The 24,102-nt window shown below is 70.4% G+C and carries 22 protein-coding genes; 11 read left to right on the top strand and 11 right to left on the bottom strand.

Annotated elements, in window-relative coordinates:
• Nucleotides 1–57: 57 nt before the first annotated feature.
• Together OG842_RS24555 and OG842_RS24550 are read right to left on the bottom strand one after the other, a co-directional pair.
• A complete protein-coding gene (locus tag OG842_RS24555; RefSeq protein WP_266732616.1) occupies nucleotides 58–393 on the bottom strand; it encodes a hypothetical protein in 336 nt (111 codons plus the stop codon).
• Between the two features lie 124 nt (nucleotides 394–517).
• Complete coding sequence (locus OG842_RS24550; protein WP_266732615.1) at nucleotides 518–2,917, bottom strand: immune inhibitor A domain-containing protein; 2,400 nt, start codon at nucleotides 2,915–2,917, stop codon at nucleotides 518–520.
• Nucleotides 2,918–3,288: 371 nt separating this feature from the next.
• On the opposite strand from OG842_RS24550, the gene OG842_RS24545 reads away from it, so the two are divergent.
• Nucleotides 3,289–3,651, top strand: coding sequence for a hypothetical protein (locus tag OG842_RS24545; RefSeq protein WP_266732613.1), 363 nt, complete (start codon nucleotides 3,289–3,291; stop codon nucleotides 3,649–3,651).
• A gap of 60 nt (nucleotides 3,652–3,711) precedes the next feature.
• Here the strand turns inward: OG842_RS24545 and OG842_RS24540 are convergent, their stop codons facing one another.
• Together OG842_RS24540 and OG842_RS24535 are read right to left on the bottom strand one after the other, a co-directional pair.
• On the bottom strand, nucleotides 3,712–4,392 hold the full coding sequence (locus OG842_RS24540; protein WP_266732612.1) for an RDD family protein: 681 nt from the start codon (nucleotides 4,390–4,392) through the stop codon (nucleotides 3,712–3,714).
• 164 nt (nucleotides 4,393–4,556) lie between these two features.
• Entirely contained in the window at nucleotides 4,557–6,155 is a 1,599-nt protein-coding gene (locus tag OG842_RS24535) for an RDD family protein (protein ID WP_266732610.1), read from the bottom strand.
• 212 nt (nucleotides 6,156–6,367) lie between these two features.
• On the opposite strand from OG842_RS24535, the gene OG842_RS24530 reads away from it, so the two are divergent.
• Complete coding sequence (locus OG842_RS24530; RefSeq protein ID WP_266732608.1) at nucleotides 6,368–6,844, top strand: SsgA family sporulation/cell division regulator; 477 nt, start codon at nucleotides 6,368–6,370, stop codon at nucleotides 6,842–6,844.
• 104 nt (nucleotides 6,845–6,948) lie between these two features.
• On the opposite strand, the gene OG842_RS24525 is transcribed toward OG842_RS24530, so the two are convergent.
• Nucleotides 6,949–8,316, bottom strand: coding sequence for an FAD-binding oxidoreductase (locus tag OG842_RS24525; RefSeq protein ID WP_266732606.1), 1,368 nt, complete (start codon nucleotides 8,314–8,316; stop codon nucleotides 6,949–6,951).
• Nucleotides 8,317–8,413: 97 nt separating this feature from the next.
• Here OG842_RS24525 and OG842_RS24520 point away from each other — a divergent pair, with 97 nt between their 5' ends.
• Nucleotides 8,414–10,087 carry a tetratricopeptide repeat protein gene (locus OG842_RS24520; protein WP_328512471.1) on the top strand — a complete coding sequence of 558 codons (1,674 nt, stop codon included), beginning with the start codon at nucleotides 8,414–8,416 and terminating at the stop codon, nucleotides 10,085–10,087.
• Nucleotides 10,088–10,203: 116 nt separating this feature from the next.
• Here OG842_RS24520 and hppD read toward each other — a convergent pair whose 3' ends face one another.
• Nucleotides 10,204–11,349, bottom strand: coding sequence for a 4-hydroxyphenylpyruvate dioxygenase (gene hppD, locus OG842_RS24515; protein ID WP_266732603.1), 1,146 nt, complete (start codon nucleotides 11,347–11,349; stop codon nucleotides 10,204–10,206).
• Nucleotides 11,350–11,482: 133 nt separating this feature from the next.
• On the opposite strand from hppD, the gene OG842_RS24510 reads away from it, so the two are divergent.
• The 8 genes from OG842_RS24510 to OG842_RS24475 all read left to right on the top strand — a co-directional run bounded on the left by OG842_RS24510 (nucleotide 11,483) and on the right by OG842_RS24475 (nucleotide 18,056).
• On the top strand, nucleotides 11,483–11,956 hold the full coding sequence (locus tag OG842_RS24510) for an Lrp/AsnC family transcriptional regulator (RefSeq protein WP_266732602.1): 474 nt from the start codon (nucleotides 11,483–11,485) through the stop codon (nucleotides 11,954–11,956).
• A gap of 15 nt (nucleotides 11,957–11,971) precedes the next feature.
• Nucleotides 11,972–12,619, top strand: coding sequence for an ABC transporter permease (locus OG842_RS24505; RefSeq protein WP_266732600.1), 648 nt, complete (start codon nucleotides 11,972–11,974; stop codon nucleotides 12,617–12,619).
• Entirely contained in the window at nucleotides 12,612–13,883 is a 1,272-nt protein-coding gene (locus OG842_RS24500) for an ABC transporter ATP-binding protein (RefSeq protein ID WP_266732599.1), read from the top strand. The genes OG842_RS24505 and OG842_RS24500 overlap by 8 nt, the downstream gene beginning before the upstream one ends.
• On the top strand, nucleotides 13,880–14,776 hold the full coding sequence (locus OG842_RS24495; protein WP_266732597.1) for an ABC transporter permease: 897 nt from the start codon (nucleotides 13,880–13,882) through the stop codon (nucleotides 14,774–14,776). Before OG842_RS24500 ends, OG842_RS24495 begins: the two co-directional genes overlap by 4 nt.
• Nucleotides 14,776–15,756 (top strand): glycine betaine ABC transporter substrate-binding protein, encoded by a 981-nt coding sequence (locus OG842_RS24490; protein ID WP_328512470.1) that lies wholly within the window; start codon nucleotides 14,776–14,778, stop codon nucleotides 15,754–15,756. Before OG842_RS24495 ends, OG842_RS24490 begins: the two co-directional genes overlap by 1 nt.
• Before the next feature lie 90 nt (nucleotides 15,757–15,846).
• Nucleotides 15,847–16,455: a winged helix-turn-helix domain-containing protein gene (locus OG842_RS24485; RefSeq protein WP_266732594.1), complete on the top strand. Its 609-nt coding sequence runs from the start codon at nucleotides 15,847–15,849 to the stop codon at nucleotides 16,453–16,455.
• Nucleotides 16,456–16,485: 30 nt separating this feature from the next.
• The gene (locus OG842_RS24480) at nucleotides 16,486–16,686 is read left to right on the top strand and encodes a hypothetical protein (RefSeq protein WP_266732593.1); all 201 of its coding nucleotides are present in this window, start codon (nucleotides 16,486–16,488) and stop codon (nucleotides 16,684–16,686) included.
• A complete protein-coding gene (locus tag OG842_RS24475; protein ID WP_266732592.1) occupies nucleotides 16,683–18,056 on the top strand; it encodes an MFS transporter in 1,374 nt (457 codons plus the stop codon). The genes OG842_RS24480 and OG842_RS24475 overlap by 4 nt, the downstream gene beginning before the upstream one ends.
• Here the strand turns inward: OG842_RS24475 and OG842_RS24470 are convergent.
• The 5 genes from OG842_RS24470 to OG842_RS24450 form a co-directional block, all read right to left on the bottom strand.
• Entirely contained in the window at nucleotides 17,986–18,774 is a 789-nt protein-coding gene (locus OG842_RS24470; protein WP_266732591.1) for a S16 family serine protease, read from the bottom strand. The two genes, OG842_RS24475 and OG842_RS24470, sit on opposite strands and share 71 nt — an antisense overlap.
• Nucleotides 18,775–18,856: 82 nt before the next feature.
• Nucleotides 18,857–19,045: a superinfection immunity protein gene (locus OG842_RS24465; RefSeq protein WP_266732590.1), complete on the bottom strand. Its 189-nt coding sequence runs from the start codon at nucleotides 19,043–19,045 to the stop codon at nucleotides 18,857–18,859.
• A gap of 214 nt (nucleotides 19,046–19,259) precedes the next feature.
• Nucleotides 19,260–19,901: an IclR family transcriptional regulator gene (locus OG842_RS24460; RefSeq protein ID WP_124723277.1), complete on the bottom strand. Its 642-nt coding sequence runs from the start codon at nucleotides 19,899–19,901 to the stop codon at nucleotides 19,260–19,262.
• A gap of 336 nt (nucleotides 19,902–20,237) precedes the next feature.
• On the bottom strand, nucleotides 20,238–22,193 hold the full coding sequence (locus OG842_RS24455; protein ID WP_266732589.1) for a hypothetical protein: 1,956 nt from the start codon (nucleotides 22,191–22,193) through the stop codon (nucleotides 20,238–20,240).
• 220 nt (nucleotides 22,194–22,413) lie between these two features.
• Nucleotides 22,414–24,042 carry a hypothetical protein gene (locus OG842_RS24450; RefSeq protein WP_266732587.1) on the bottom strand — a complete coding sequence of 543 codons (1,629 nt, stop codon included), beginning with the start codon at nucleotides 24,040–24,042 and terminating at the stop codon, nucleotides 22,414–22,416.
• Nucleotides 24,043–24,102: the final 60 nt, after the last annotated feature.

Here is a 24,102-nt window from a genome sequence, read left to right as displayed (position 1 = left end):
GCCACGGAGACGCGCCGCGGCCCTCGGCCAGCGACCCTGGTCCGGCCCGCGCGCCGCTCAGGCCGGCCGGCGGACGGGTACGGCCGGGCGGAGCAGGGCCCGGATCGGATGCCAGAGCTCCTGTGCCTGCTCCGGCCTCGCGCGCCAGAGCACCCCGTCGGGATGGTGCAGCACGGCGGTGATCTCGTCGGGACTGGGCGGCTCCGCGTTGCCGCGGAGGTAGACCGCGCGCAGGCCGGCGTTGCGCAGCCGGGTCAGGGCGCGGGCCCGGTTGGGCGCGTGCACCAGGACCCGGACCGGGGTTCCCGAACCGGCTCCGTCGGCCGGACTGGGCAGGGTGATCGCCACCACCACGCTTCCGTTCGGCAACTTGCAGAATCCTCCGCCTGCCATGCTCCGCGCTCCCCCGTGAGACGTCGTGTCAATAAGTATCTGAACAAGACGCACCTAAACACGATCGGCCGCCGCCCGCTAGAGGGCGACGGCCGATCATGCTCTGACCTGCGGTTATGCGGAACTACTTGTTCGAAGGACCGACCTTGACGGTGATCGTCTGGCCGCTGCGCGGCTCCTTGACGATCGAGATCCGGGTGTTCGTGTCAGGGACCTGAACGCTTCCGGTCGGGTTCTCCTCGTACCAGTACGTGCCCTTGTGGTCGTCGAAGGCCGGGACGCCGCGCTGCGACTTCACCCGGACCGGTACGTCCGCGTTGTGCAGCGTGAAGGCGTCGGTCGCGTACCAGCTGAAGGGCGCGTCGAACGGCTGGATCTTGTTGCGGATGACCGTGCCGTCGGCCCACTTCAGGGGCTTGGCGTGCGCGTCGACCGGCAGGATCAGGCCCTTGCCGGGGTGCTGCGACACGTTGTTGTCCTTCTGGGACTTGTCCCAGAGCCAGACCATCAGACCGTTCTGGTACGGGTAGTGCTCGACCCAGTCCGGACGGGTCTTGGAGAAGCCGAAGTTGTACGGGCCGACCGCGAGAGTCTTGTCGTAGCTGACGTACTGACGGTTCTCCGCGATGTAGTACTGCGGGTAGTCCTTGGTGAACGACTCGCCGACGCGGGAGAAGCCCTTGGCGGTCCAGCCGTTGTCGTCGCCCTCGGCGTTGTCCGAGAAGAGCACGGCACCGTCGGCGGTCACCGAGATGGTGTCGGCCGCGAAGCCGATGCCGCCCGCGCCGCCGTCGGTGGCGTAACGGAAGCGGACGTCGATCTTCTTGCCCGCGTAGGCGTCCAGCGGGAAGGAGAGCTGCTGGTACTTGCCGGAGACGTCGGTCAGGGCCGGCTTGTCACTGGCGTCGCGCGGGATCGCCTTGCCGTCGGCCGTGCCGTCGATCGCGGTCCAGCTGGTGCCGCCGTTGTCCGACACCTCGGTGTAGAGGTAGTCGTAGTCCTTCTCGATGTCCCACCAGCCCGAAAGGTCCAGGGAGGCCTTGGACTTGCCGGTGAGGTCGACCGAGCGGGTCAGGGTGTTGTTCAGGTCGTCGCCCATGTCGCTCCACCACTGCTTGGAGCCCTCCGCCGGCTTGGTGACGTCGGTGGTGACGGGCTTCTCGGGCAGCGTGACGACGAGCGCCTGCTTGTTCTTGGTGTTGTACTCCGAGACACCGAGCTTGTGGGTGGACTTCGTCGCGGCCTTGGCCTCGGCGTAGTCGAGCCAGCCCAGCTGGAGCTTGTCCCAGGCGGTCATGTCGCCGGGCAGGTCACCGATCGAGTCCTTGCCGGTGCCGAGCCAGGAACCGGCCGACATCAGGGACCAGAAACCGACCGAGTTCTCGGCGGTGTTGGTGGTGTCGTAGAGGTCCGGCAGGCCCAGGTCGTGGCCGTACTCGTGGGCGAAGACACCCAGGCCGCCGTTCTCGGGCTGCGCGGTGTAGTCGCCGACCCAGATGCCGGTGTCACCGATCTGGGTGCCGCCCGCCTTGTTCTCGCCCGGGCCGGTCGCGCCGGCGTCCGTGCCGTAGGCGTACCAGCGGTGGGCCCAGATGGCGTTCTTGCCCTCGGCGCCGCCACCCGCGGACTCGTCCTCACCGGCGTGGACGATCTGGAAGTGGTCGATGTAGCCGTCGGGCTCGTTGAAGTTGCCGTCGCCGTCGTAGTCGTAACGGTCCCACTGGTCGTACTTGGCGAGGTCCGTCTTGATCTGCTCGGGCGTACGGCCCTGGGCCTTCTGATCGGCGGCCCAGGCGTTCACGCCGTCCCGGATCATGTCCCAGGCGTTGGCGCAGTTGGTCGAGCCGCAGTAGTTCGAGCCATAACGGGCCTCGTTGTACGGCACCTTGACCCAGTCGGAGACCTCGCCGTCGACCGAGTAGCGCCCGGAGGACGTCTTCTCGTAGTACGTCTTCAGCGAGTCCTTGCCGGCGCCCTCACCGAAGTAGAGGTCCTGGAAGTGCGCCTGGTTGTAATCGGCCTGCCAGGCGGTGCTGTTGTCCTTCTTGGGGTCCGGCTTGGCTATCTTGTTGTGCAGCGGGCCGGGCGTGCCCCCGTACTTCGGGACGGCCGGCTTCGGGCCGTCGCCGTCCGGGTCGAACATGGTGGTGTTGTCGACCTTGTCGCCGAACTCCACCAGGATCGTGAAGATCTTGTCGGTCTTCTCCCGGCCGAGCTCGACGTACTTCTTGTCGTCGAGCTTGACGACCTGGGAGCCGCCCCGCTTCGAGATCTTCTTGTCGCCCGATATGACCTGCTCGAGGGCGGCCTGACGCTGCGCGTCCTGCTGCTCGCTGAACGGGCCCTTCAGGTCGTGCTCATTGCCCTTGGCCGACCCCGGGTCACGGCGGTCGACGCTGGTGCTCTTGGCTCCCGGCGCCTTGTCATCTGCCTGGGCCGTGGCGAAAGCTGACGCCGTGGCGGCAGTGGCGGCCATGGCCACGACAACCGCAGCAGCGCGAAGCGCCCGTCTGTTTGTGGTCACTTGATGCAGTCCTCCCCGGCACCCGCGGCTGCGGCCTTGAGTGGTATGGAGGGGCCGCGCGCGAATACGCGTCACAAGTGACGACATTCGACCGGAGTTACGCGAGAAAAGACAGACCTTGACTTGAACAGGCCAAGTGCACTATGCAGGAGAACGCTTCCGTTATCCGGACGTTCAGCAAACGACCAACCGGCGCGTCATCGACCACGGTTGGAGCGGCATATGACTCCGTGCGCCCCCTGTGCACCGGCACCGTGGGTTAGGCCACGCTTACCGATGTCCCCGCTCGGGCATCCACCGTCGTAGAGTCGCTTGACAGTGCGACCGTGTTGAGAGACTGCCCATCCGATGCCCCGAGGACGGATACCGCCATGCCGCATCCCACTGCCGCACAGCTCTCCTACGGTTCGGTCACCGTCATCTTCTCGACCCTTGCGATGCTGCTGCTCTCCCGTACGGAGTCGGGCCTCGGCATCGCCGTCATCGGGACCGCGGCGCTCGCGCTCGGTCTGCTGGTGGCCGTGACCGTACCCCAGCCGTCACGCGCGAAAACCGCGAACCGGGCCGGTGCCCGCTCCGCGGTCCGCGTGAACCAGGACGCGGTCTCCGCAGCCGTCGAGGCCGAGGGCCTCGCCCGCGACGGCGCCCAGGGCATGGTCGCGCCCCGCGAGGCCGCACCGCGACCCGCGACCCCCGCGGACGAGCGCGTGGGCCGGCAGTCCGTACGCCGCTAGGACTCGTCCGGACCGGGTCGGTCGCGGCCGGCCCGGTCGGTTCGGCTCGATCGGCCCGGCTCAGTTGGTCTGGACGACCACCGTCTTCGCCGCCTTGTCCTGCAGGCCCTGCCGGTACGGCTTGTCCGTGAACATGAGCACGATGTTGATCAGCCACCACAGGCACGGGCAGCACAGCAGCGCGGGCAGCCAGAGCACCACGGCCCGCAGGAACGCGGCCCCGGTGTCCGGCACCCGGCCGTCGTTGAGCATCGCGACGCGCAGCTTCAGCAGCCGCTTGCCGATGGTCCGGCCGTCCTTGTGCGTGAAGTACGTGTCGTAGGCGACGTACACGACCAGACCGATCAGCGACCAGATCATCTGGTGCCCGCTGTACGTCTGGTTGAAGACGTCGCCGAAGTCGTTGCTGCTGCCGTTGTTGTTCGACACCTCGACCGCGCCGCCCCACGGCAGCGAGATCAGATAGAGCGGGATCGAGATGATCAGGAAGTCGATCAGCCGGGCCAGGATGCGCTTGCCCGGCTCCCCGAGCGGCGGCATGCCGGCCAGTGGATCCGGGCCGCCGTACGGCCCTCCGCCGCCGTAGGGGCCCGGATCGTACGGCGGCGGGGGCGGGGGCGGCGGCGGGGGCGGCGGAGCGCTGTCGTACGGCGAACCCGACGACGGTGGCGGCTCATGCGGCTTCTTGAGGAACGGGTCGTCCTCGGGCGGCTCACCGGACGTCGGCTGATCGTTGCTCATGGGGGCAGTGCACCCCGGCCCGGAGGGGCCCGCAACGGCTCAGAGCCTGTCGGGTGACCTTCGACCGCCCGATCAGAGGTCACCCGACAGGCTCCAGGTGCGTTCGGGGGAACGGCCGGGCCGACGGTCCCTCGCCCGATGGGCCGTCGGCCGAGCGGGTGCGGTCAGCCCGCCACGAAGGTGTGCGCCGCCTTGTCGTGCCAGCACTGGCGCCACGGGCGGTCGATCAGGCACCACAGCACGTTGAACACCCCGATCACGAGGATGCCCAGCACGCCGTAGACCAGCCACCTGCGCAGTGCGGCGCCGAAGGACGGAGCGCCGTGGGACTCGATGTCCCGCACTTCGAGTCCACAGAGCTTCTTGCCGAGCGTACGTCCCCACTTGGCCATCGGCAGCGCCTCCAGCAGGACACCGAGCACGAGGAACGCGCCGAGCACCACGCCGAACAGGCCGGCCGTGGTGGAGTCCACCAGCCAGACGGTGACCGTCTCACCGGACAGCTTCGCCGCATCGATCTTCTCGTCGATGTGGTCCAGCGCCTTCGAGACCAGCGGGAAGCCGATCGCACCGACGAGCCCCATCAGCACGACGCTGTCGATCAGCCGGGCGGCGAACCGCTTGCCGAGCCCGGCGGGCCTGGCCGCCGCCTGGGCCTGCGCGAGCTGCTGGAAGGGGTCGTCGACCGGGGGCTTCCAGGGCACGACGGGCTGATCCGGCTGAGAACCCTGAGCACCCTGCGCGCCGAACTGCGGGCGGGGCTGCTGGGGCTGGGGCTGGAGCGGTGGCTGCTGGAGCTGGGGCCGGGGCTGCTGAGACTGGAGCTGCCGGGGCTGGGGCTGGAGTTGGGGTTGGGACTGCTGGGCCGGCAGGGCCGCCTGAGCGGGCTGATTGGCCTGCTGCGCCCAGGGGGCGCCCGGCGCCTGGGCGGGGTTCTGCGCAGGGGCGGAGGGCTGTGCGCCCGTGCCGGGGGCGATCGCGCGGATCGCCATCGTCCCTTCCGATGCCGCCGGTTCGGTCGTCCGACGGGCCGGCGGACTGCCGCCCTGGCCCACGGCCCGGATCGTGACCGTCCCATCGGCGGGCGGGCGACCCGAGTCGCCCGCACCGGCATCCGTGCCGCCGCCGGGGCGGCCCTGTCGGCCGATCCGGATCGCGACGGTGTTCTCCGGCGCAGGCGCAGGCGCAGCGGGAGAAGGAGAAGAAGAGGCGGGCTGCCGCGGGTCCGGTGCGGGGGCGGGGGCACGGTCGGCGGGGGTACGGACCGCCGGGGCGCGATCGTCCGGCACCCGGCCGGCCGGGGCGCTGTCCGCAGACGTACGCGGATCGCCCTGCCCGCCCTGTCCGCCGGGTTGTCCGCCCTGCTCGCCGGTTTGCCCGGTGCCGCCGCCCCAGGAGACCCGCCGGTCGAGTTCCCCGCCGAAGCCGGCCTGCCGGGAGGCGTCGGCCTGCCAGGCGGTGGCCGGTTCGGAGCGGTTGCCCGCGTTCGGCTCGTCGTCCAGGAAGACCGGGCCGGTCTCGTCCACCGGCGCGGGGGCCGACGGCTGCGGCCGGGACTGCGGCTGCGGCTCGGGCGCCGGTGCGGAGGGCACTGCTCCGGAGGGGCTCGCAGGCGTCGACTCACCCTGCTCAGGGGCGGGGCGGCTCGTGCCTGGCACCCACGAAGCGCCGTTCCAGTACCGGACATATCCGGGAATGGACGGGTCGGGGTAGTACCCCTCGCGGGGGCTTTCGTCACCGGGTGCCGGGGTTGGGGCGCTCATCACCGTGGTCCCGTATCTCTTCGAGGCCTGAATACAACGGGTCCACATCTACCAGACGCCCGCGTACGCCTGGGCCACTCCAGGGGTTTGGGCCACTTTCCCGTCGCTCGGAAATTTTTCTCGGAAGTCGCGTAATAGATGGCGTGGAGGTCGCTCTCTCCTTGTGCGGACCGGTCAGGAGGCCGGTCCACAGGCACCGGAAGGACGCACTCATGCACACCACCGTGGAACGCGAGCTGGAACTCAAGCTGGTCCTGTCGCCCGAGCGCAGCATCCCCGTCCCCGCCCGTCTGACGTACCGCACTCAGGACCCGTACGCCGTGCACGTGGCCTTCCACATCGGCTCCGACTTCCCGGTGCACTGGACGTTCGCCCGCGATCTGCTGGTCGAGGGCGTGTTCCGGCCGTGCGGTCACGGGGACGTCCGGATCTGGCCGACCAAGGTCGACCAGCGCAACGTCATCTTCGTCGCGCTGACCTCGCCCGACGGGAACGCGCTCCTGGAGGTGCCGTCCGCCGCGGTGGCCGCCTGGGTGGAGCGGACGCTGCGAGTGGTCCCGCCCGGTACGGAGTCCGAGCGGCTCGGGATCGACGAGGGCCTCGCCGAGCTGCTCGCGCCGCTGCCGGCCGACGACCTGTGGCTGTGCGACCCGTGGCCGTCGGACGAGTCGCAGGACGGCGAGGCGTGAGCGGGCACGGCTCCGCCCGAACGTCGGAGCACCGGCCGCCGGAGCATCGACCGTCGCCGAAACACCGGCCCCCGTCGCAGCACCGGCCCCCTTCGCGCCCGCCGTCAGAACACCTTGCCGGGGTTGAGGAGCCCCAGCGGGTCGAACGCCTGCTTGATGCCCTGGTGCAGTTCGACGCTCACCTCGCCGAGCTCGCGCGCGAGCCACTCCTTCTTCAGGAGGCCGACGCCGTGTTCGCCGGTGATCGTGCCGCCCAGCTCCAGGCCGAGCGCCATGATCTCGTCGAACGATTCGCGGGCCCGCCGGGACTCGTCGGCGTCGGTGTGGTCGAAGCAGACGACGGGGTGGGTGTTGCCGTCGCCCGCGTGCACACAGACGCCGATGGTGAGGCCGTACTTGTCGGCGACGGCCGCGGTGCCCTCCAGCATGGCGGCGAGCTTCGAGCGGGGTACGCAGACGTCGTCGATCATCGTGGCCGACTTGACGGTCTCCAGCGCGGTGAGCGACATCCGCCGGGCCTGGAGCAGCATCTCGGACTCGGCGGCGTCCTCGGCGGGGACCACCTCGGTGGCGCCCGCGGCGGTGCACAGCTCGGCGACGGCGGCCAGATCGGCCGACGGGTCCGGGGTGTCGAAGGCGGCGAGCAGGAGCGCCTCGGTGGTGTCGGGGAGGCCCATGTTGGCCATCTTGTTGACGGCCCGGACCGTAGTACGGTCCATCAGTTCGAGGAGTGACGGAGTGTGACCTCGCTCCATGATCCGGCAGATCGCGTCGCAGGCGCTCGCCGCGCTCGGGAACTCCGCGGCCAGGACCAGCTGCTGCGGCGGCCGGGGCTTCAGCGCGAGCACGGCCTTGACGACGATGCCGAGGCTGCCCTCCGAGCCGACGAAGAGCCGGGTGAGGTCGTATCCGGCGACGCCCTTCGCGGTGCGGCGGCCGGTGGTGAGCAGCCGCCCGTCGGCGAGGACGACCTCCAGGCCGAGTACGTATTCGGCGGTGACCCCGTACTTCACGCAGCACAGGCCGCCGGACGCGGTGCCGATGTTGCCGCCGATGGTGCACATCTCCCAGCTGGAGGGGTCCGGCGGGTAGTACAGACCGTGTTCGTCGACCGCACGGGACAGCACCGCGTTGATGACGCCGGGCTCGACGACGGCGATCCGGTCGACGGGGCTGATCTCCAGGATCCGGTCCATCTTCACCAGGGACAGCACGATGCAGCCGTCGGAGGCGTTGGCCGCACCCGACAGCCCGGTGCGGGCCCCCTGCGGGACGACCGGGACGCGCAGGGCGGTGGCGGTGCGCATGACGTGCTGGACCTGCTCGACCGTGCGCGGGAGCACGACGACCGCGGGTGTGCCCGCCTCGCAGAAGCTCGCCATGTCGTGGGCGTACGAGGCGGTGACGTCGGGATCCGTGATCAGCGCCTCGGCGGGCAGACCGGCACGCAGTTGTTCGAGAAGACCGTCCATGATCCAAGAGTGGCACCCGGGCCCATTGGTGTGAACCCGTCTGCGACGGCCTTCGCAAGGCGCGGTGTGCTCTTATTACTGACGCAGAGTGATCGGCATGGATGTCATGCCGCAGCAGCCTCCGCAGGCCCCCGATCCGAGCAGCCGACCTCCCCTTGACGTCTCCGATTTCTCCGGCGCCTCCGCGCTCTCCGCGCTCGCCGATCCGGCGTCGCTGGCCGAGCCCCCGCCGCTCTCGCTGCGTGCGACGCTGCGCAGGGCGGCCCTGGGTGTGGTGGCGGGTGCGGTGCTGGTGACGGGTGCGGTGGTGGCCGTTCCGGAGGACGGGAAGAAGGCGTCGCAGCCGCCCGTACCCGGTTCGGTCTCGCGTGCACTGGCGGCGACGGCAGCCGGTTCGCCGGCCTCGCTCTCCGATCTGACGGCGCTGATCGGGGACCGGCAGCAGTGGGTGGGCACGCATCCGTCGGACGCGGGGTCCTGGGCGATGCTGGGGACGGCCTACGTGGAGTGGGGGCGGCGTTCCGCGGACGCGGCGTACTACGGACGGGCCGAGCAGGCGCTGAAGCGCTCGCTGGACATCCGGCCGGGTGAGAACGGGAACACGGCGGCCTGGGTGGGGCTCGCGGAGCTCGCCGGTGCCCGGCACGACTTCGTCACGGCGAAGAAGTGGGGCGAGACGGTGCGGGCACGGCAGCCGAAGCAGTGGGCCGTGTATCCGGCGCTGATCGACGCGTACAGCGGTCTCGGGGACCGCAAGGGCGTGAGCACGGCGGTGGAGCGGTTCACGGCGTTGCGCGCGGGGGTTCCGGCGCTCATGCGGACGGCACGGATGCACCTGGGCCGCGGCCGGCCCGAGGACGCGCTGGCCGACGCGCAGGCCGCGGCGGACCGGGCGGCCACGCCCGCGCAGAAGGCGGAGTGCCTGGCCCTGCTGGGCGAACTGGCCTGGGAGCGGGGCGAGCCGGCGGAGGCGGTCGCGCAGTACGGCGCGGCGCTGCGGACCGACCGCGCCCACCACCCGTCGCTCGCGGGCCGGGCCAGGGCACTGGTGGCGCTCGACCGCACGGACGAGGCCCGGCGCGACTACCGGGCGGCGCTGGCGCATCTCCCCCGGCCCGAATACATGCTGGAGCTGGGCGAGTTGTACGAGTCGCTGGGGCTGGACGAGGAGGCCGGTGACCAGTACGCGCGGCTGCGCGAGGCGCTCGCCCGGGACGAGGCCCAGGGCGTGGACGAGGCGCTGCTGCGCGGCCGTTTCGAGGCCGATCACGGGGACCCGGACGCGGCGGTCGAGCTGCTGGAAGCCGAGTGGGCGCGCTCGCACCGCAGCGCCGCGGTGGCGGACGCGCTGGGCTGGGCCCTGCATCGCTCCGGCCACCCGTCCGCCGCCCTGGAGTACGCGGCCCACGCGGTCGACACGGGTGGGCGGAACGCCTCGTACGCGTACCACCTGGGCGTGATCCAGAAGGCGTTGCGGGATTACGGTCCGGCGCGCCGGAATCTGGAGGAGGCGCTGCGCACCAACCCCCGGTTCTCACCCCTGGCCGGACCCGCCGCCCAGGAGGCCCTGGACGATCTGGCCCCTTCCTCGCCGGGCGGCCCGCAGCACCCGCAGCCCGCCCCGGCCCCGGCCCCGGTCGTTCCCCAGCAGAATCGGCCGCGTAACAACCCGGTTCCGGACCACAGCAGCAGCCCGCGGCCGGCCACTGAGGATCACTCTCGCCAGGACCATGACCTGGCAGGAAGGGCGAACGTGACACCTGGGGCGTGAGGTGTCACGTTCGCACGATGGGGTACCTCCCCGGCCGCCGGCATGCGAATGCGCCCTCGGGCGGGCCGACGCACCGGTCCGGCCGGCGGGCGGTTCCGCGCCCGCCGGGCGGGCGGTCAGAGGTTGCCGCGCTTCTCCTGCTCGCGCTCGATCGCCTCGAACAGGGCCTTGAAGTTGCCCTTGCCGAAGCCCATCGAGCCATGGCGTTCGATCATCTCGAAGAAGACGGTCGGGCGGTCCTGGACCGGCTTGGTGAAGATCTGGAGCAGGTAGCCGTCCTCGTCGCGGTCGACGAGGATCTTCAGCTCGCGCAGGGTCTCCACCGGCACGCGGGTCTCGCCCGCCCACTCGCCGAGGGTGTCGTAGTAGGAGTCGGGGGTGTCCAGGAACTGGACGCCCGCCGCCCGCATCGCCCGTACCGAGGCGACGATGTCGTTCGTGGCGAGCGCGATGTGCTGGACGCCGGCGCCGCCGTAGAACTCCAGGTACTCGTCGATCTGGGACTTCTTCTTGGCGATCGCCGGTTCGTTGATCGGGAACTTGACCTTGAGGGTGCCGTCGGCGACGACCTTCGACATGAGCGCGGAGTACTCGGTGGCGATGTCGTCGCCCACGAACTCCTTCATGTTGGTGAAGCCCATGACCTTGTTGTAGAAGCCGACCCACTCGTTCATCCGGCCGAGCTCCACGTTGCCTACGCAGTGGTCGACGGCCTGGAAGGTGCGCTTGGCGGGCGGCTCGACGATCGGCGCGGCGGCGACGTAGCCGGGCAGGTACGGGCCCTCGTAGCCGGTGCGCTCGACAAGGGTGTGGCGGGTCTTGCCGTACGTGGCGATCGCGGCGAGGACGACGGTGCCGTTCTCGTCCTTGACCTCGTGCGGCTCGGTGAGGCCGAGGGCGCCGTGCTCGACCGCGTACGCGTAGGCGGCGCGGGCGTCCGGGACCTCGATGGCCAGGTCGACTACACCGTCGCCGTGCTCGGCCACATGGGCGGCGAGGAAGCGGCCGTGGTCGGTGGCGGCTTTGATGACGGAGGTGAAGACGAAACGGGCCGATCCGTTGGTCAGTACGTAACTCGCCGTCTCGCGGCTGCCGTTCTCCGGTCCGGAGTAGGCGACCAGCTTCATGCCGAACGCCGTCGAGTAGTAGTGCGCGGCCTGCTTGGCGTTACCGACGGCGAAGACGACCGCGTCCATTCCCTTGACCGGGAAGGGGTCGGCCTGCCGGGCTGTTTCGGGGGTGGTGTGCAGAGTCTCAGTCATGTCCGAAGGCTCTCTCCGCTTCGCAAGGTGCGCAATAGTTTGCGAATCTGCTGGGCAATCTGTACAGCGGATGGGGATGATGGGCAGGCTATCTGTACATGATGACCATCACGTCGACCTTGCGGAGCTGACCATGGCGATCGATCATCTGGACGGGCGGCTGATCGTGCTGCTGGCCCGCGAGCCCCGCATCGGCGTACTGGAGGCGTCGCGCAGGCTCGGTGTGGCGCGCGGGACGGTGCAGGCGCGACTCGACCGGCTTCAGTCGAATGGCGTCATCCGCGGATTCGGTCCGGCGGTCGATCCGGCGGCGCTCGGCTACCCCGTCACCGCGTTCGCCACTCTGGAGATCAAGCAGGGCCAAGGAGCGGACGTACGGGCCCACTTGGCCGGCGTACCGGAGGTGCTGGAACTGCACACCACCACCGGTCACGGCGACATGCTCTGCCGTCTCGTCGCGCGTTCCAACGCCGATCTTCAGCGGGTGATCGACCGGGTTGTCGGTTTTGATGGCATTGTCCGGGCCTCCACGGCCATCGTCATGGAGAACCCGGTCCCGCTGCGGATCATCCCGCTCGTCGAGCAGGCCGCGAAGGACACCGACTGAGCCGAGGAGTGACGTGTGAGCTTCTGGGAGTACCTGGGCAACCGGCACCAACAGCTGCTCACCGACGCGTACCAGCACGTCAGTGCCGTGTTCCAGTGCATGGTCATCGCCACCGCGCTGGGCATCCTGATCGGGGTCGTCACCTACCGCAGTGGCTGGGCGGGGTCACTGGCCATCACCTCGACGGCGACGATCCTCACCATCCCCTCGCTCGCCGCGATCGGTCTGCTCATCCCGCTCGTCGGCCTCGGGGTCGCGCCCACCGTGATCACCCTGACGCTGTACGGGCTGCTGCCCGTCGTCCGCAACTCCATCGTGGGGCTGCGCGGCGTCGATCCGGCCCTGGTCGACGCGGCGAAGGGCATCGGGATGTCGCGGCTGGCCCGGCTGTGCCGGGTGGAACTGCCGCTCGCCTGGCCGCCGATCCTCACCGGCATCCGGGTCTCCACCCAGATGCTGATGGGCATCGCCGCCATCGCCGCGTACGCCTCGGGCCCCGGCCTGGGCAACGAGATCTTCCGCGGCATCGCCTCGCTGGGCAGCGCCAACGCGCTCAATCAGGTGCTCGCGGGCACGCTCGGCATCGTCATCCTCGCCCTGCTCTTCGACGCCGCGTACGTACTGCTCGGGCGGCTCACCATCCCGAGGGGGATCCGTGTCTGAGACCGCCACCGGGAGCTCCGCCGACGGCAGCGCGGGGCCGGAGAGGACCACGTCCGGGGCCACCATCCAGCTGGAGGACCTGACCAAGCGCTATCCGGGCAATCCGAACCCGGCGGTGGACAGCGTCTCGATGGAGATCAAGGCCGGCGAGACGGTGATCTTCGTCGGCCCGTCCGGCTGCGGGAAGTCCACCACCCTGAAGATGATCAACCGGCTGATCGAGCCGTCGTCCGGGCGGATCAAAATCAACGACGAGGACGTCACCGACATCGACCCGGTGAAGCTGCGCCGCAAGATCGGCTACGCGATCCAGTCGTCCGGGCTCTTCCCGCACATGACGGTCGCCGAGAACATCGCCCTCGTACCGAAGATGGTCGGCTGGTCGAAGTCGAAGGTGAAGGACCGGGTCGAGGAGATGCTCGATCTGGTGGGGCTGGATCCGCGGGAGTTCCACGGGCGCTATCCCCGCGCGCTCTCCGGCGGTCAGCAGCAACGGGTGGGCGTGGCACGGGCGTTGGCGGCCGATCCGCCGGTTCTGTTGATGGACGAGCCGTTCGGCGCGGTCGACCCGATCACCCGCGACCACCTCCAGGACGAGCTGATCCGGCTCCAGCACGAACTGCACAAGACGATCGTCTTCGTCACCCACGACTTCGACGAGGCGATCAAGCTGGGCGACCGGATCGCGGTGCTGCGGGAGCGTTCGCACATCGCGCAGTTCGACACCCCGGAGGCCATCCTCACCAATCCGACGGACGACTTCGTCTCGGGCTTCGTAGGGGCCGGTGCGGCGCTGAAGCGGCTCAACCTCACCCGCGTGCGGGATGTGGAGATGGCCGCGTTCCCGACGGTGACGGTCGACGACCCGCTCCAGTCGATCTTCAACAAGCTGCGCAGCGGCCCGCACAACGAGCTGTTGATGCTGGACCGCAGGAACCGCCCGTACAAGTGGCTGCGGCGCGGTGACCTGATGCGGGCCCGGGGTTCGCTGGCGCGGGCCGGGCAGCTGGTCCACGACACGGTGACGCGTGACGGGACGCTGCACGACGCGCTGGAGGCGGTGCTGACCGACAGCGGTGGGCGGGTCGCGGTGACCGGGCGGCGCGGCGAGTTCATCGGGGTCGTCGACATGCAGACCCTGATGAACTCCGTCCATGAGCTGCTGGAGGCCGACCGGCTCGCCGCCATCGAGCACCAGCACGACCTGGAGGAGTTGCGCAGCCACCAGACCGAGACGGAGCTGGAGGGCGGTCCGGGCGCATGACTCGCAATCCACCGCTGAACCACGAACCCCGCCGGCCGCGCCCCGAGCCGCCCGTGCCCTCCGCCGACAAGGACCGCCCGCCCGGCGAGCACGACGTCAAGGGCCATGCCTTCCGGGACGAGGAGGAGGAGCCGGCTCCGCCGCCGGCCGGTCCGCCGCGCCGGTTCACCTGGCGCAAGCTGGTGCTGATGCCACTCGCGCTGTTGGTCGTACTGGCCATCACGTACCTGTGGATCACCAATGTCCATCTCGACTCGATCGCGCGGAACTCGCTGACCGGCGGCAATGTGCAGCTGCGCTGGTGGCAGCATGTGCGGCTGACCGCGATCTCGACGTTCTGGGTGCTGATCATCGCCATTCCGCTGGGGATCGCGCTGACCCGTCGCCGGCTGCGCAAGGGCGCCCCGGTGGTCACGGCGGTCGCCAACATCGGGCAGGCGACACCGGCGATCGGTCTGCTGGCACTGCTGGTGATCTGGCTGGGCATCGGTCCTTCGACGGCGATCATCGGCATGGTGATCTACGCGGTGCTGCCGGTCTTCTCCAACACGGTGGCCGGCCTCAGGGCGATCGAGCCGAACCTGATCGAGGCCTCGCGCGGCATCGGCATGTCGGCGACGGGGACACTCACCAAGGTCGAACTGCCGCTCGCCGTCCCGCTGATCCTGGCGGGTGTGCGTACGGCGCTGGTGCTCAACGTGGGTACGGCGACGCTGGCCACCTTCGTCGGCGGCGGCGGCCTCGGGGACCTGATCACCTCGGGCATCCAGACCCAGCGGATGCCGGTGCTGGTGCTCGGTTCCGTGTTGACGGTGGTGCTGGCGCTGCTGGTCGACTGGCTGGCCTCACTGGTCGAGGTGGCGCTGACGCCGCGCGGACTGGAGGTGGGGTGATGGGTCCGCGGAAGGTGCGTGTGGGCCTGGCGGGGGCGGTGGCGCTGGCGCTGCTGCTCTCCGGGTGCGGACTGAAGAGCGGTTCGCCGATGGTGGACGCGGTGGAGCCGGGCTCGGTCGGCCAGGGGCAGCCGCTGAACGGTGCCTCGCTGACCGTCACCTCGAAGAACTTCAGCGAGAACATCATCCTGGGCCAGATGATCGGCCTGGTCTTCAAGGCCGCCGGAGCGGAGGTCCTGGACCGGACGAACCTGCCCGGCTCGATCAGTGCGCGCGAGGCGATCGTCAAGGGCGACGCGGACGCGATGTACGAGTACACGGGCACCGGCTGGATCACGTACCTCGGCCATGCGAAGCCGGTCCCCGACCCGGTGAAGCAGTGGGAGGCGGTCCGGGACGAGGACCGCCGCACCGGGGTGACCTGGCTGACGCCGTCCACGCTCAACAACACCTACGCGCTCGCCATCAGCCGGCAGAACAACGCGAAGTACCACCTGAAGACGCTCTCCGACGTCGCGGCGCTGGCGAAGACGGACCCGTCGGCGGTGACGATCTGCGTGGAGAACGAGTTCGCCTCGCGCGACGACGGGCTGCCGGGCATGGAGAAGGCGTACGGGATGTCGCTGCCGGCCGCCAACATCAAGAAGATGGACGCCGGGATCATCTACACCCAGGTCTCCAAGTCCGACTCCTGCCTGCTGGGCGAAGTGTTCACCACGGACGGCCGGATCAAGGCGATGAACCTCGAAGTGCTCGTCGACAACAAGCACTTCTTCCCCAACTACAACGCGGCCCCGGTGATCCACACCAAGACCTTCGAGAAGTACCCGCAGATCGCCGGGCTGCTCGACCCGGTCAGCAAGAAACTGACCACCGAGGTAGCCCAGGTGCTCAACGCCAAGGTGGACGTGGACGGGCAGGACCCGCACCAGGTGGCGAAGGAGTGGCTGATCCAGGAGGGGTTCATCAAGCAGGGCTGAGCCGGGGAGCCCACTCGCAAAGGCATGTTGCAAAGAAACCGATGCAAAGAACCTGTTGCAAAGAGAGCTTTGCAACTCTACGGTTTACCCATGCCCGCACCAGAGGACGGCGCCGAGACCCCCGCCGAAGCCGAGAACATCCACAAGGTCGATGCCCGCACCCTGCGCGGGCTGGCCCACCCCCTGCGGCTGCGCCTGCTGGCCGCCCTGCGGGAGTACGGCCCCGCCACCGCCTCCGGTCTCGCCGACCGGCTCGGCGAGTCCAGCGGCGCCACCAGCTACCACCTTCGGCAACTGGCGGCGTACGGCTTCGTCGAGGACGACCCGGAGCGCGGCAAGGGCCGCGAGCGCTGGTGGCGTGCCGCGCACCGGGGCACCGTCTTCGACAGCGGCCGGTTCCTGAGCCACCCGGACCCCGAGGTGCGCGGCGCGGTCGACGTCGTGCTCCACGAGATCGCCACCGCGCACTCCCAGGAGCTGAGCACCTGGATCGGCACCATGCGCGAATGGCCCGAGGAATGGCGCGACGGCTGGGACATCAGCGACTTCCAGGTGCGCCTCACCCCCGATCTCGCCGAGGAGCTGATCGGGAAGATCCACGAACTCATCGAGGGCTACCGGGGCCAGGTCCCGGAGGGCACCGAGGGATCGGCCAACGTCCGCAGCCATGTGCACCTCTTCCCGCGCCCCGCGGATTAGCCAGCCCCTGCTGACCGGAAGGACACCGTCATGCACTCCGACACCCATCTGCTGCTGCACGACCTGCGCTCCGCCGAACTGCGGCGCCGGGCCGTGCGGTCCGGCCCCGCACCGGCCTCGCCGGGCACCGGCCTGCGCACCCGGCTGGGCTGGGCCCTAGTCGACCTGGGGCTGCGCGTCCTGCCCCGCCACCCCGGCCGCCCCTCCTCCGTCGCAGCCGGTCCGGCATGACCGGTCGGGGGGACCGCAGCCGTATTCCGCTCGCCGCCGTACTGTCCGCCAACTCCATATCCAGGGCCGGCAGTTCACTCACCATGATCGGCGTTCCGTGGTTCGTGCTGGAAACCACGGGAAGCGCCGGCCGGGCCGGTGTCGTGGCCTTCTGCGCGACCCTGCCGATCGTCGTCTCCGCCCTGATCGGCGGACCCGTCATCGACCGGATCGGACGGCGCCGGGTCTCCGTCGTCTCCGACCTGGTGTGCGGCCTCTCCGTCGCCGCCATCCCGCTGCTGCACTTCGCGGACGCCCTGGACTTCTGGATGCTGTGCGCGCTGATGGCGGTCGGCGGGCTCATGCACACCCCGGGCGACACCGCGCGCTACGTCCTGGTGCCGGACCTCGCCGAGCACGCCGGCACCACCCTCGCCCGCGCCGCCAGCCTCTTCGACGCCGTCTCGCGCGGCGCCCGGATGGTCGGGGCGGCACTGGCCGGCCTGCTGATCGCGCTCGTCGGCGCGGAGACCGTACTGCTGCTGGACGCGGCGACCTTCCTGACGTCCGCGCTGCTGATCGCGGCAGGCGTACGGGGGGTGCGCGCGGCCGAGCCCCGCAAGGCCGAGGCGCCGGCATCGCTGCGGGCGTACCGCACCGAAATGCGGGAGGGCTTCGCCTACTTGCTGGGCACCCCACTGCTGCTGGCGGTCGTGGTGATGGTCCTGTTCATGAACGGCACCGACCAGGGCTGGTACGCCGTCCTGCTCCCGGTGCACGCCTCCGCCGAACTGGGCGGGGCCGGGGACATCGGGCTGCTCACCGCACTGTTCGGCGCGGGCGGGCTGGCCGGGGCGCTGCTGTACGGGGCGGTCGGGCACCGCTTCTCGCGGTGGGCCGTGTTCACGGTGTGCGTGCTGCTGTGCGGCGCGCCCAGGTACGTGGTCGCGGCGCTGACCGGAACGACGCTGCCGCTCGCCGTGACCATGGCGCTGAGCGGCCTCGCGAGCGGGGTGCTGAACCCGATCCTGACGACGGTGATCTACGGCACGGTCCCCGACGAGCTGCGCAGCCGGGTCTCCGGGGTCATCACGGCGGGCTGCGAGCTGGCCCTGCCGGTGGGCGGTCTCACGGCCGGCCTGCTGGTGGAGAGCACGGGAGCGAAGGGGGCGCTGCTGGCGATGGGCGGGGTCTACCTGCTGGCGACGCTGAGTCCGCTGGTGTTCCCGGTGTGGCGCACGATGGACGGCGCGGTGGCGGACGGCACGGGAGCGGAGACGGGCGGTGCCCCCGTACCGGCGCCTTCACCGGCCGGCGAGGTCAGCAGCTCGGGACCTTGTGCCCCTGCTCCAGTGCCCGGAGCGAGGACACCGCGCCCTTCAGAGTCGTGACCGGAATCAGCCGCAACCCTTTGGGCAGCTCGGCTCCCGCCTCCCGGCACTCCGCCTTCGGCACGAGGAAGACGGTCGCCCCGTCGCGGCGCGCGGCCTGAGTCTTCAGCGACACCCCGCCGACCGCCCCGACCTCGCCGTTCGCCTCGATCGTGCCGGTGCCCGCGATGTTGCGGCCACCGGTGAGATCGCCGCCGGCCCCGTCCCCTTCGAGCTTGTCGACGATGCCGAGAGCGAAGAACAGGCCGGCGCTGGGGCCGCCCACGTCGGCGAGATGCAGGGTCACGTCGACCGAGCCGGGCTTCTTCCCGAGGTAGTTCAGGGCGGCGTCGACCGCGGAGTCCTGCGACTTCCGCATGTCTTCGAGGTTGTGCTTCTCGATCTCCTTCTCGGAGCCACCGCTCGGGTAGACGGAGTCGCGGGGCAGCACCGCCCGGTCCGTACGGAACCAGCTGTCGATCACATCACCGATGCCGACCTCGGCGGTGGGGCCGGTCGCGACGATCGTCGTCATCCGCAGCTGGCCCTCGGTGGTCCGGGTCGGCGCACCCTTGATGCTGATCACCGGCGTGCCGTGATCGTCCCCGAGCACGTTCGCGGTCGAACCGGGCTGCGCCAGGGTGAACGGCAGCGGCGCGAAGGCGGCCACACCGAACAGGGCGAGGACGGGCAGGGCGCACAGGACGAGGGCACGGGGACGCGAGAGACGAGGGAGCACCCGCCCAATCTAACCGTCGGGCCCCGGACGCAGGGGCTCGGAGCCCCGTACGCGGCCGGAGGAACAGCCCCTGGGGGCGTTCCTACGGCGTCCGCCGGGTTCCCATCGACATGGCCAGGGCGACCACCCAGCCGATGAACGTCCAGCCGAGGAAGAGATTGATCACGAACACCGAGCCGGTGTTCACCCCGCGCCCCGCGGCGATGAAGAAGGGCAGGAAGTACACCGCGATACCCACGATGACGAGAAGCAGGAAAACGGAACCATCCATCAGAACCCCCCGGAACGGCCACGCGCTTCGGTCAAGGCGTGAGCCCCGAAAACATACGGCCCGACCGGACATCCGCGAAGACCTGAACCGGCCAGAAATCCGCCCCGGGCAACCACCCCGGCTCGGCCCCGCCGGGCCCGTCCGGCCCACCGGCCCTCCGGGCCCGGCGCCCCGCTCTTCGGAGCACGCCCGCCACGTCCTGCCGGAGCGCGCCCTACCGGAGCGCGTCCGCCACTTCCCGGGCCGCGTCCACCACGCGGGGCCCCACGCGCTCGGGCACGGAGTCCGCGAGCATCACCACGCCCACGCTGCCCTCGACCCCGGTCACCCCCACCAGCGCCGCCGCCGCCCCGCTCGCCCCGGCCTCCAGCTCGCCGTGGGTGAGGGTGAAGGCGGTCTCGCCGACCGGTTTCTGACGGGCGGCGAGGATCGCCCGGCCCGCGGCACCCCGGTCCAGCGGGTGGCGGAAGCCGGCCCGGTAGGCCACGTGGTAATCGGTCCAGGTCGGCTCGACGACCGCGACGGCCAGCGCGTCGCTGCCGTCGACCAGTGTGAGATGGGCGGTGGCCCCGATGTCCTCGGCGAGCGACCGCAGCGCGGGCAGCGCGGCCTCGCGCACGAGCGGATGCACCTGGCGGCCCAGGCGCAGCACGCCCAGACCCACTCTGGCCCGGCCGCCCAAGTCGCGGCGTACCAGGGCGTGTTGTTCCAGGGTGGCGAGCAGACGGTAGACCACGGTCCGGTTGACCCCGAGTTTGTTGGACAACTCGGTGACGGTCAGACCGTGGTCGGTGTCGGCAAGCAGTTTGAGGACCCTCAGTCCCCTGTCGAGCGTCTGGGAGGTTTCCGCTGTCACGACGCCCTCTCCTCTTTGATGAGCGGCAGCGGCTGATTCCCACGGAATGTGCGCCGCCGGTCCCAGCGGCGACGCACGGAGAGGCCGCCGGCCTGGCCAGGCACCGGCTGCGCCCCGCTGCGGTTCTGCCACGGGGCGTTCATTTTTTTGGGACAGTAGCGAGCGAGTCCGCTCAGCGGAAGACCTCGTCCAGAATCCGGGCGCCGTCGGAGCGGGAGTTGGCTTGAAGCAGCATAAGCGCCGGTCAGCGCGGCGTCGGCCGGGTTCTGGAGGTCTACGCGCGTCCAGGTCGGCCGACGCCTTCACGGCACTTCGCGCACCAGAAGTGAACTGCCGTTAACTCACGGTGAATGACTGCTGCACAATTTTTCCGTTCACGAGTACTTCGCAGGCCCGGATCGACTTCGTCGCCGGGTCACGGACGGTGAAGTCGAGGGCGAAAGTGCCGTCGAGTCCGATGACCCGGGTGACGTACGGGTCGGCGGTCTGCTTCCCGTCCGCGGTGCGGCCGGTCACCGAGACCGTGGCGACGGGGGCGAATCCCCGTCCGGTCACCTGGACCGCCGTGCCGACGGGCCCCTCGGGCGGCGAGAGCGCGAAGGACGGTCCGGCGGGCACGGTTCCGTCCTGGACGGTGAACGCCGCCGTCTCGGTGCGCGGGTTGACGAGGACCTCCCGTACCCGGATGGCGACGGTGTCGGCGGCGTTGACCTTGAAGGTCTGCGAGAACGCCCCGTCCAGCCCCACCACCTTGGTCTTCGCCGGGTCGGACGTCTGCGAGCCGTCGGCGCGCAGCCCGACGATGGACACGGTCGCGACCTTCGCGAAGCCCTGCCCGATGACGGTGACGGTGGTGCCCTTCGGACCGGCCGAGGGGGTGAGGACCACGAAGGACGGGGCGACGGTCAGCGGGGTGAGGGCCTGCGCTCCCCCGGCGGTGACCTGGATCGCGTACACGGCACGCGGGGTGGACCCGGCCACGGTGACCGTGCCGGCGAGGGTGCCGTCGGTGCCGATCCGGAGAGTGGAGCCGCTGATCCGGGCGCTGTCGCAGGAGCTGCCGTCGGCGTTGCAGAGCGCGGCGGTGGGCGTGGTACCGGACGGCCAGTCACCGCCGGAGAGGGCGATCGTTCCTCCCGGCTTGACCTTCGCCGCGCCCGCGGAGAGCGTCGCGGAGGCGTCGGTCACGGTGAACGGTGTGGTGAGCACAGTGGCCGGATCGTTGCCCTCGTCGACCTGGATGGCGGCGATGGCCGGGTCGGAGACGGTGAACTCGGCGCTGAACGTACCGTCGGGGGTGCTCTTCACATAGACGGCGGTGTCGTCGAGCGTCGCCCCGCTCGCGTCCAGGCCGACGGTGTTGATCCACCGGTCCTGGAAGTAGTTGCTGCCGGTGACGGAGATGACGCTGCCGACCGGTGCGCCGGAGCGGGAGAGCGCGATGGCCCGCGGCCCGGCGGGGACGAAGGCCTTGACCGTCAGGGGCGCGGTCGCCTCCTTCGTACCGTCGCCGACCTTCACCAGGTACGAGCCGTCGGGCACGGCGCCCGCGGCGGCGAGCACCGCGCTTCCGCTCAACTCCCCCGAGGCGCTGATCGCGAGGGTGCTGGAGGCGAACTTGCCGGTGTCGCAGCCGCCGCCGTCCGCCGAGCAGAGCGACGGTACGGGAGTGGCGCCCGCGGTCCAGAGGCTGCCGGACAGGGCGACGGCGGTGGACGGCCGGACGGCGGTGCCGGGCGCGGTCAGGGTGGCCGGGTGGCCCGCGGTGCCCTCGGCGGTCACCGTGCCGATGGAGCCGCCGCCGCTCACCACGTCGCACGGGGTCTCGTAGGTGGAGCCGAGCACCTTCGTACGCGTCAGATTGCGTATCGGGGTGAAGGTGATCGGGCCGCTCGCATTGGCGGGGATGAGGAAGTCCCCTTCGTACGGCGGGATTTCGATGGGCTTGCCGGACGGGATGTCGAGGTTGATCTGGGGGCCGGTGACGGTGACCGTGCCGGTGGCACCGCCGGACATCGCGAAGTCGATGCTGGGGGTGGTGGGTACGTCGTTCAGGCTGAGGCCGCTGGTGGCGGGTGACGGGCCGAGGGTGACCTTGGCGTGGACCTTGCCGCCCGGGTCGACGATCGACGGCGACAGGTCGACGCTCATCTGCTGCGGCCCGGTCGCCTCGCCCTGCCCCGCGGGCAGGGAACAGTGCACGGTCGGGGTGACGGTGCCGGCCTCGGCGACGGGCGCGAGCGCGACGGTGCCACCGGTCCAGACGAGCACGGCCCCGGCGGTGAGGGCCACGGCACGGCGTAACCCCGAACCCGGACCGTGGGCCCTTCTCGGCCGGTCTGTTCTTCTCGGTCTGACGGACACGGACATGCGTCTCCTCCATGGCTGAGGTGCTGGCTGAGGTATCGACTGCGGGAATTCCCCGGATTCGGAATGGAGGCGCCCGCCCGCTCCGATGCGATACGGAGCGGACGGGCGCCTCCGGAACTTCCCCTTACGGTTCCCGGAGAATTCAGAGAAGGGTGAGGGTGAGAGTGGCGCTGTAATCTCCCGGCTGGGTGAATCCGGGAACGGTGAGGACGAGATCGGCATCGGCGTCGAACCGGCCGCCGGTGAACGGACGGGAACCGTCCGGATCCATCCGGCAGAGGCTCGCCGCCTCGCTCCCGAGCACGGCGGGCGAACCGGCCACCGGCACCCCCACACTGCCGTTCTGCGCCTTGCACTTGGGCGTCCACCGGACGGCGTCGGCCGGGATGGTGCCGCCGCTGCTGCTGGTGAAGCCGGAGAGAGTTGCGGTCAACGACCAGCCGCTGTCGACACCGCGGCCGTCCTCCACCTCGACCCGGTTGAGCCGGGAGCGCTGCACACCGCTGCCGGTGCCCAGGACCGTCGTACCGAAGTCGACGGTGTCACCGTCCTGGACCATGGAGAGCGTCCCGGCCCTGACCGAGGTGCTCAGCCGCTGGTCGGCGCTACCGCCGCCCCCTCCCCCGCCGTCGGAGACGGTGAACGGCGCGGTCCGTACGGTCGCCGGATCGTTGCCCTCGTCGGCCTGGACCGCGACGACGGCGTCGGAGGTCACGGTGAACTCGACGGCGAACGTGCCGTCCGAGCCGCTCTTGACGTACACCGCGCTGTCGTCGAGCCCGGTGCCCGAGGCGTCGAGTCCGATGACGTTGATCCAGCGGTCCGGGTTGTAGTTCTTGCCGCTGACCGTGATCACGCTGCCGACCGGTCCGCTGCTTTGCGACAGCGAGATCTCGCGGTCACCGGCCGCGACGGCCTTGACGGTGAGGGGGGCCGTGGCCTCCTTCGTACCGTCGTTGACCTTCACCTCGTACGTACCGTCCGGCACCGCACCGGCCTCGGCGAGGGTGGCCGTACCGGTCAGCGTCCCGTCACCGCCGATGGCGAGCGTGTTGCTCCTGAACTTCAGCGGATCGCAGCCGCCACCGCCCACCGCACAGAGCGAGGGCACGGGCGCCCCGCCCGGCGTCCACCCCGAACCTCCCAGCGTCACCTCGGTGTTGGGGCGTACGGGATCGGCGGGGGCGGTCAGCGTGGCGGGCTCGGAGCCGGTGCCCTCCACCGTGACACTGCCGACGCTGCCGCCGCCGTCGACGACATCGCAGGGCGTCTCGAAGACCGAGCCGAGCACCTTGGTCTGCGTCAGCGTACGGATCGGGGCGAACGAGACGTCCCCGGAGGCGTTCGCCGGGACCAGGAAGTCACCTTCGTAGGGCGGGAGTTCGATGGGCGTCCCGGACGGGATGTCCATCGTGAACTCGGCCCCCCGCACCGTGACGGTGCCGGTGGCCCCGCCGGACATGGCGAGGTCGAGGCTGGGGATGGTCGGTACGTCCTCCAGCGGCAGCGCGCTGGTGGCGGGGGACGGCCCCAGCGTGACCTTGGCGTGCACCTTCCCGCCCGGGGCGACGACCGCGGGCGACAGCTCGACGGTCATCTGCTGCGGCCCCGTAGCCTCGCCCTGCCCCGCGGGCAGGGTGCAGTGCACGGTCGGGGTGACCGTACCGGCGGCCCGCGATCCGGCTGCCGGCGCGTCCTGCGGCACGGCCTGGGCGGTGGCCCCGGCGCAGCTCAGGGACAGTACGAAGCAGGCAGCGAGCAGACCGGTCACGCCGGGTCTTCGTCGTCGTATCACCAGACACCCCTCCATGGCCCATTGATTGCGCACATT

Origin of the sequence: Streptomyces sp. NBC_00376 (assembly GCF_036077095.1) — a bacterium.
GTDB lineage: Bacteria > Actinomycetota > Actinomycetes > Streptomycetales > Streptomycetaceae > Streptomyces.
Note: the sequence above shows the minus strand (reverse complement) of the source record. Positions and strands in the feature narration are given on the sequence as shown.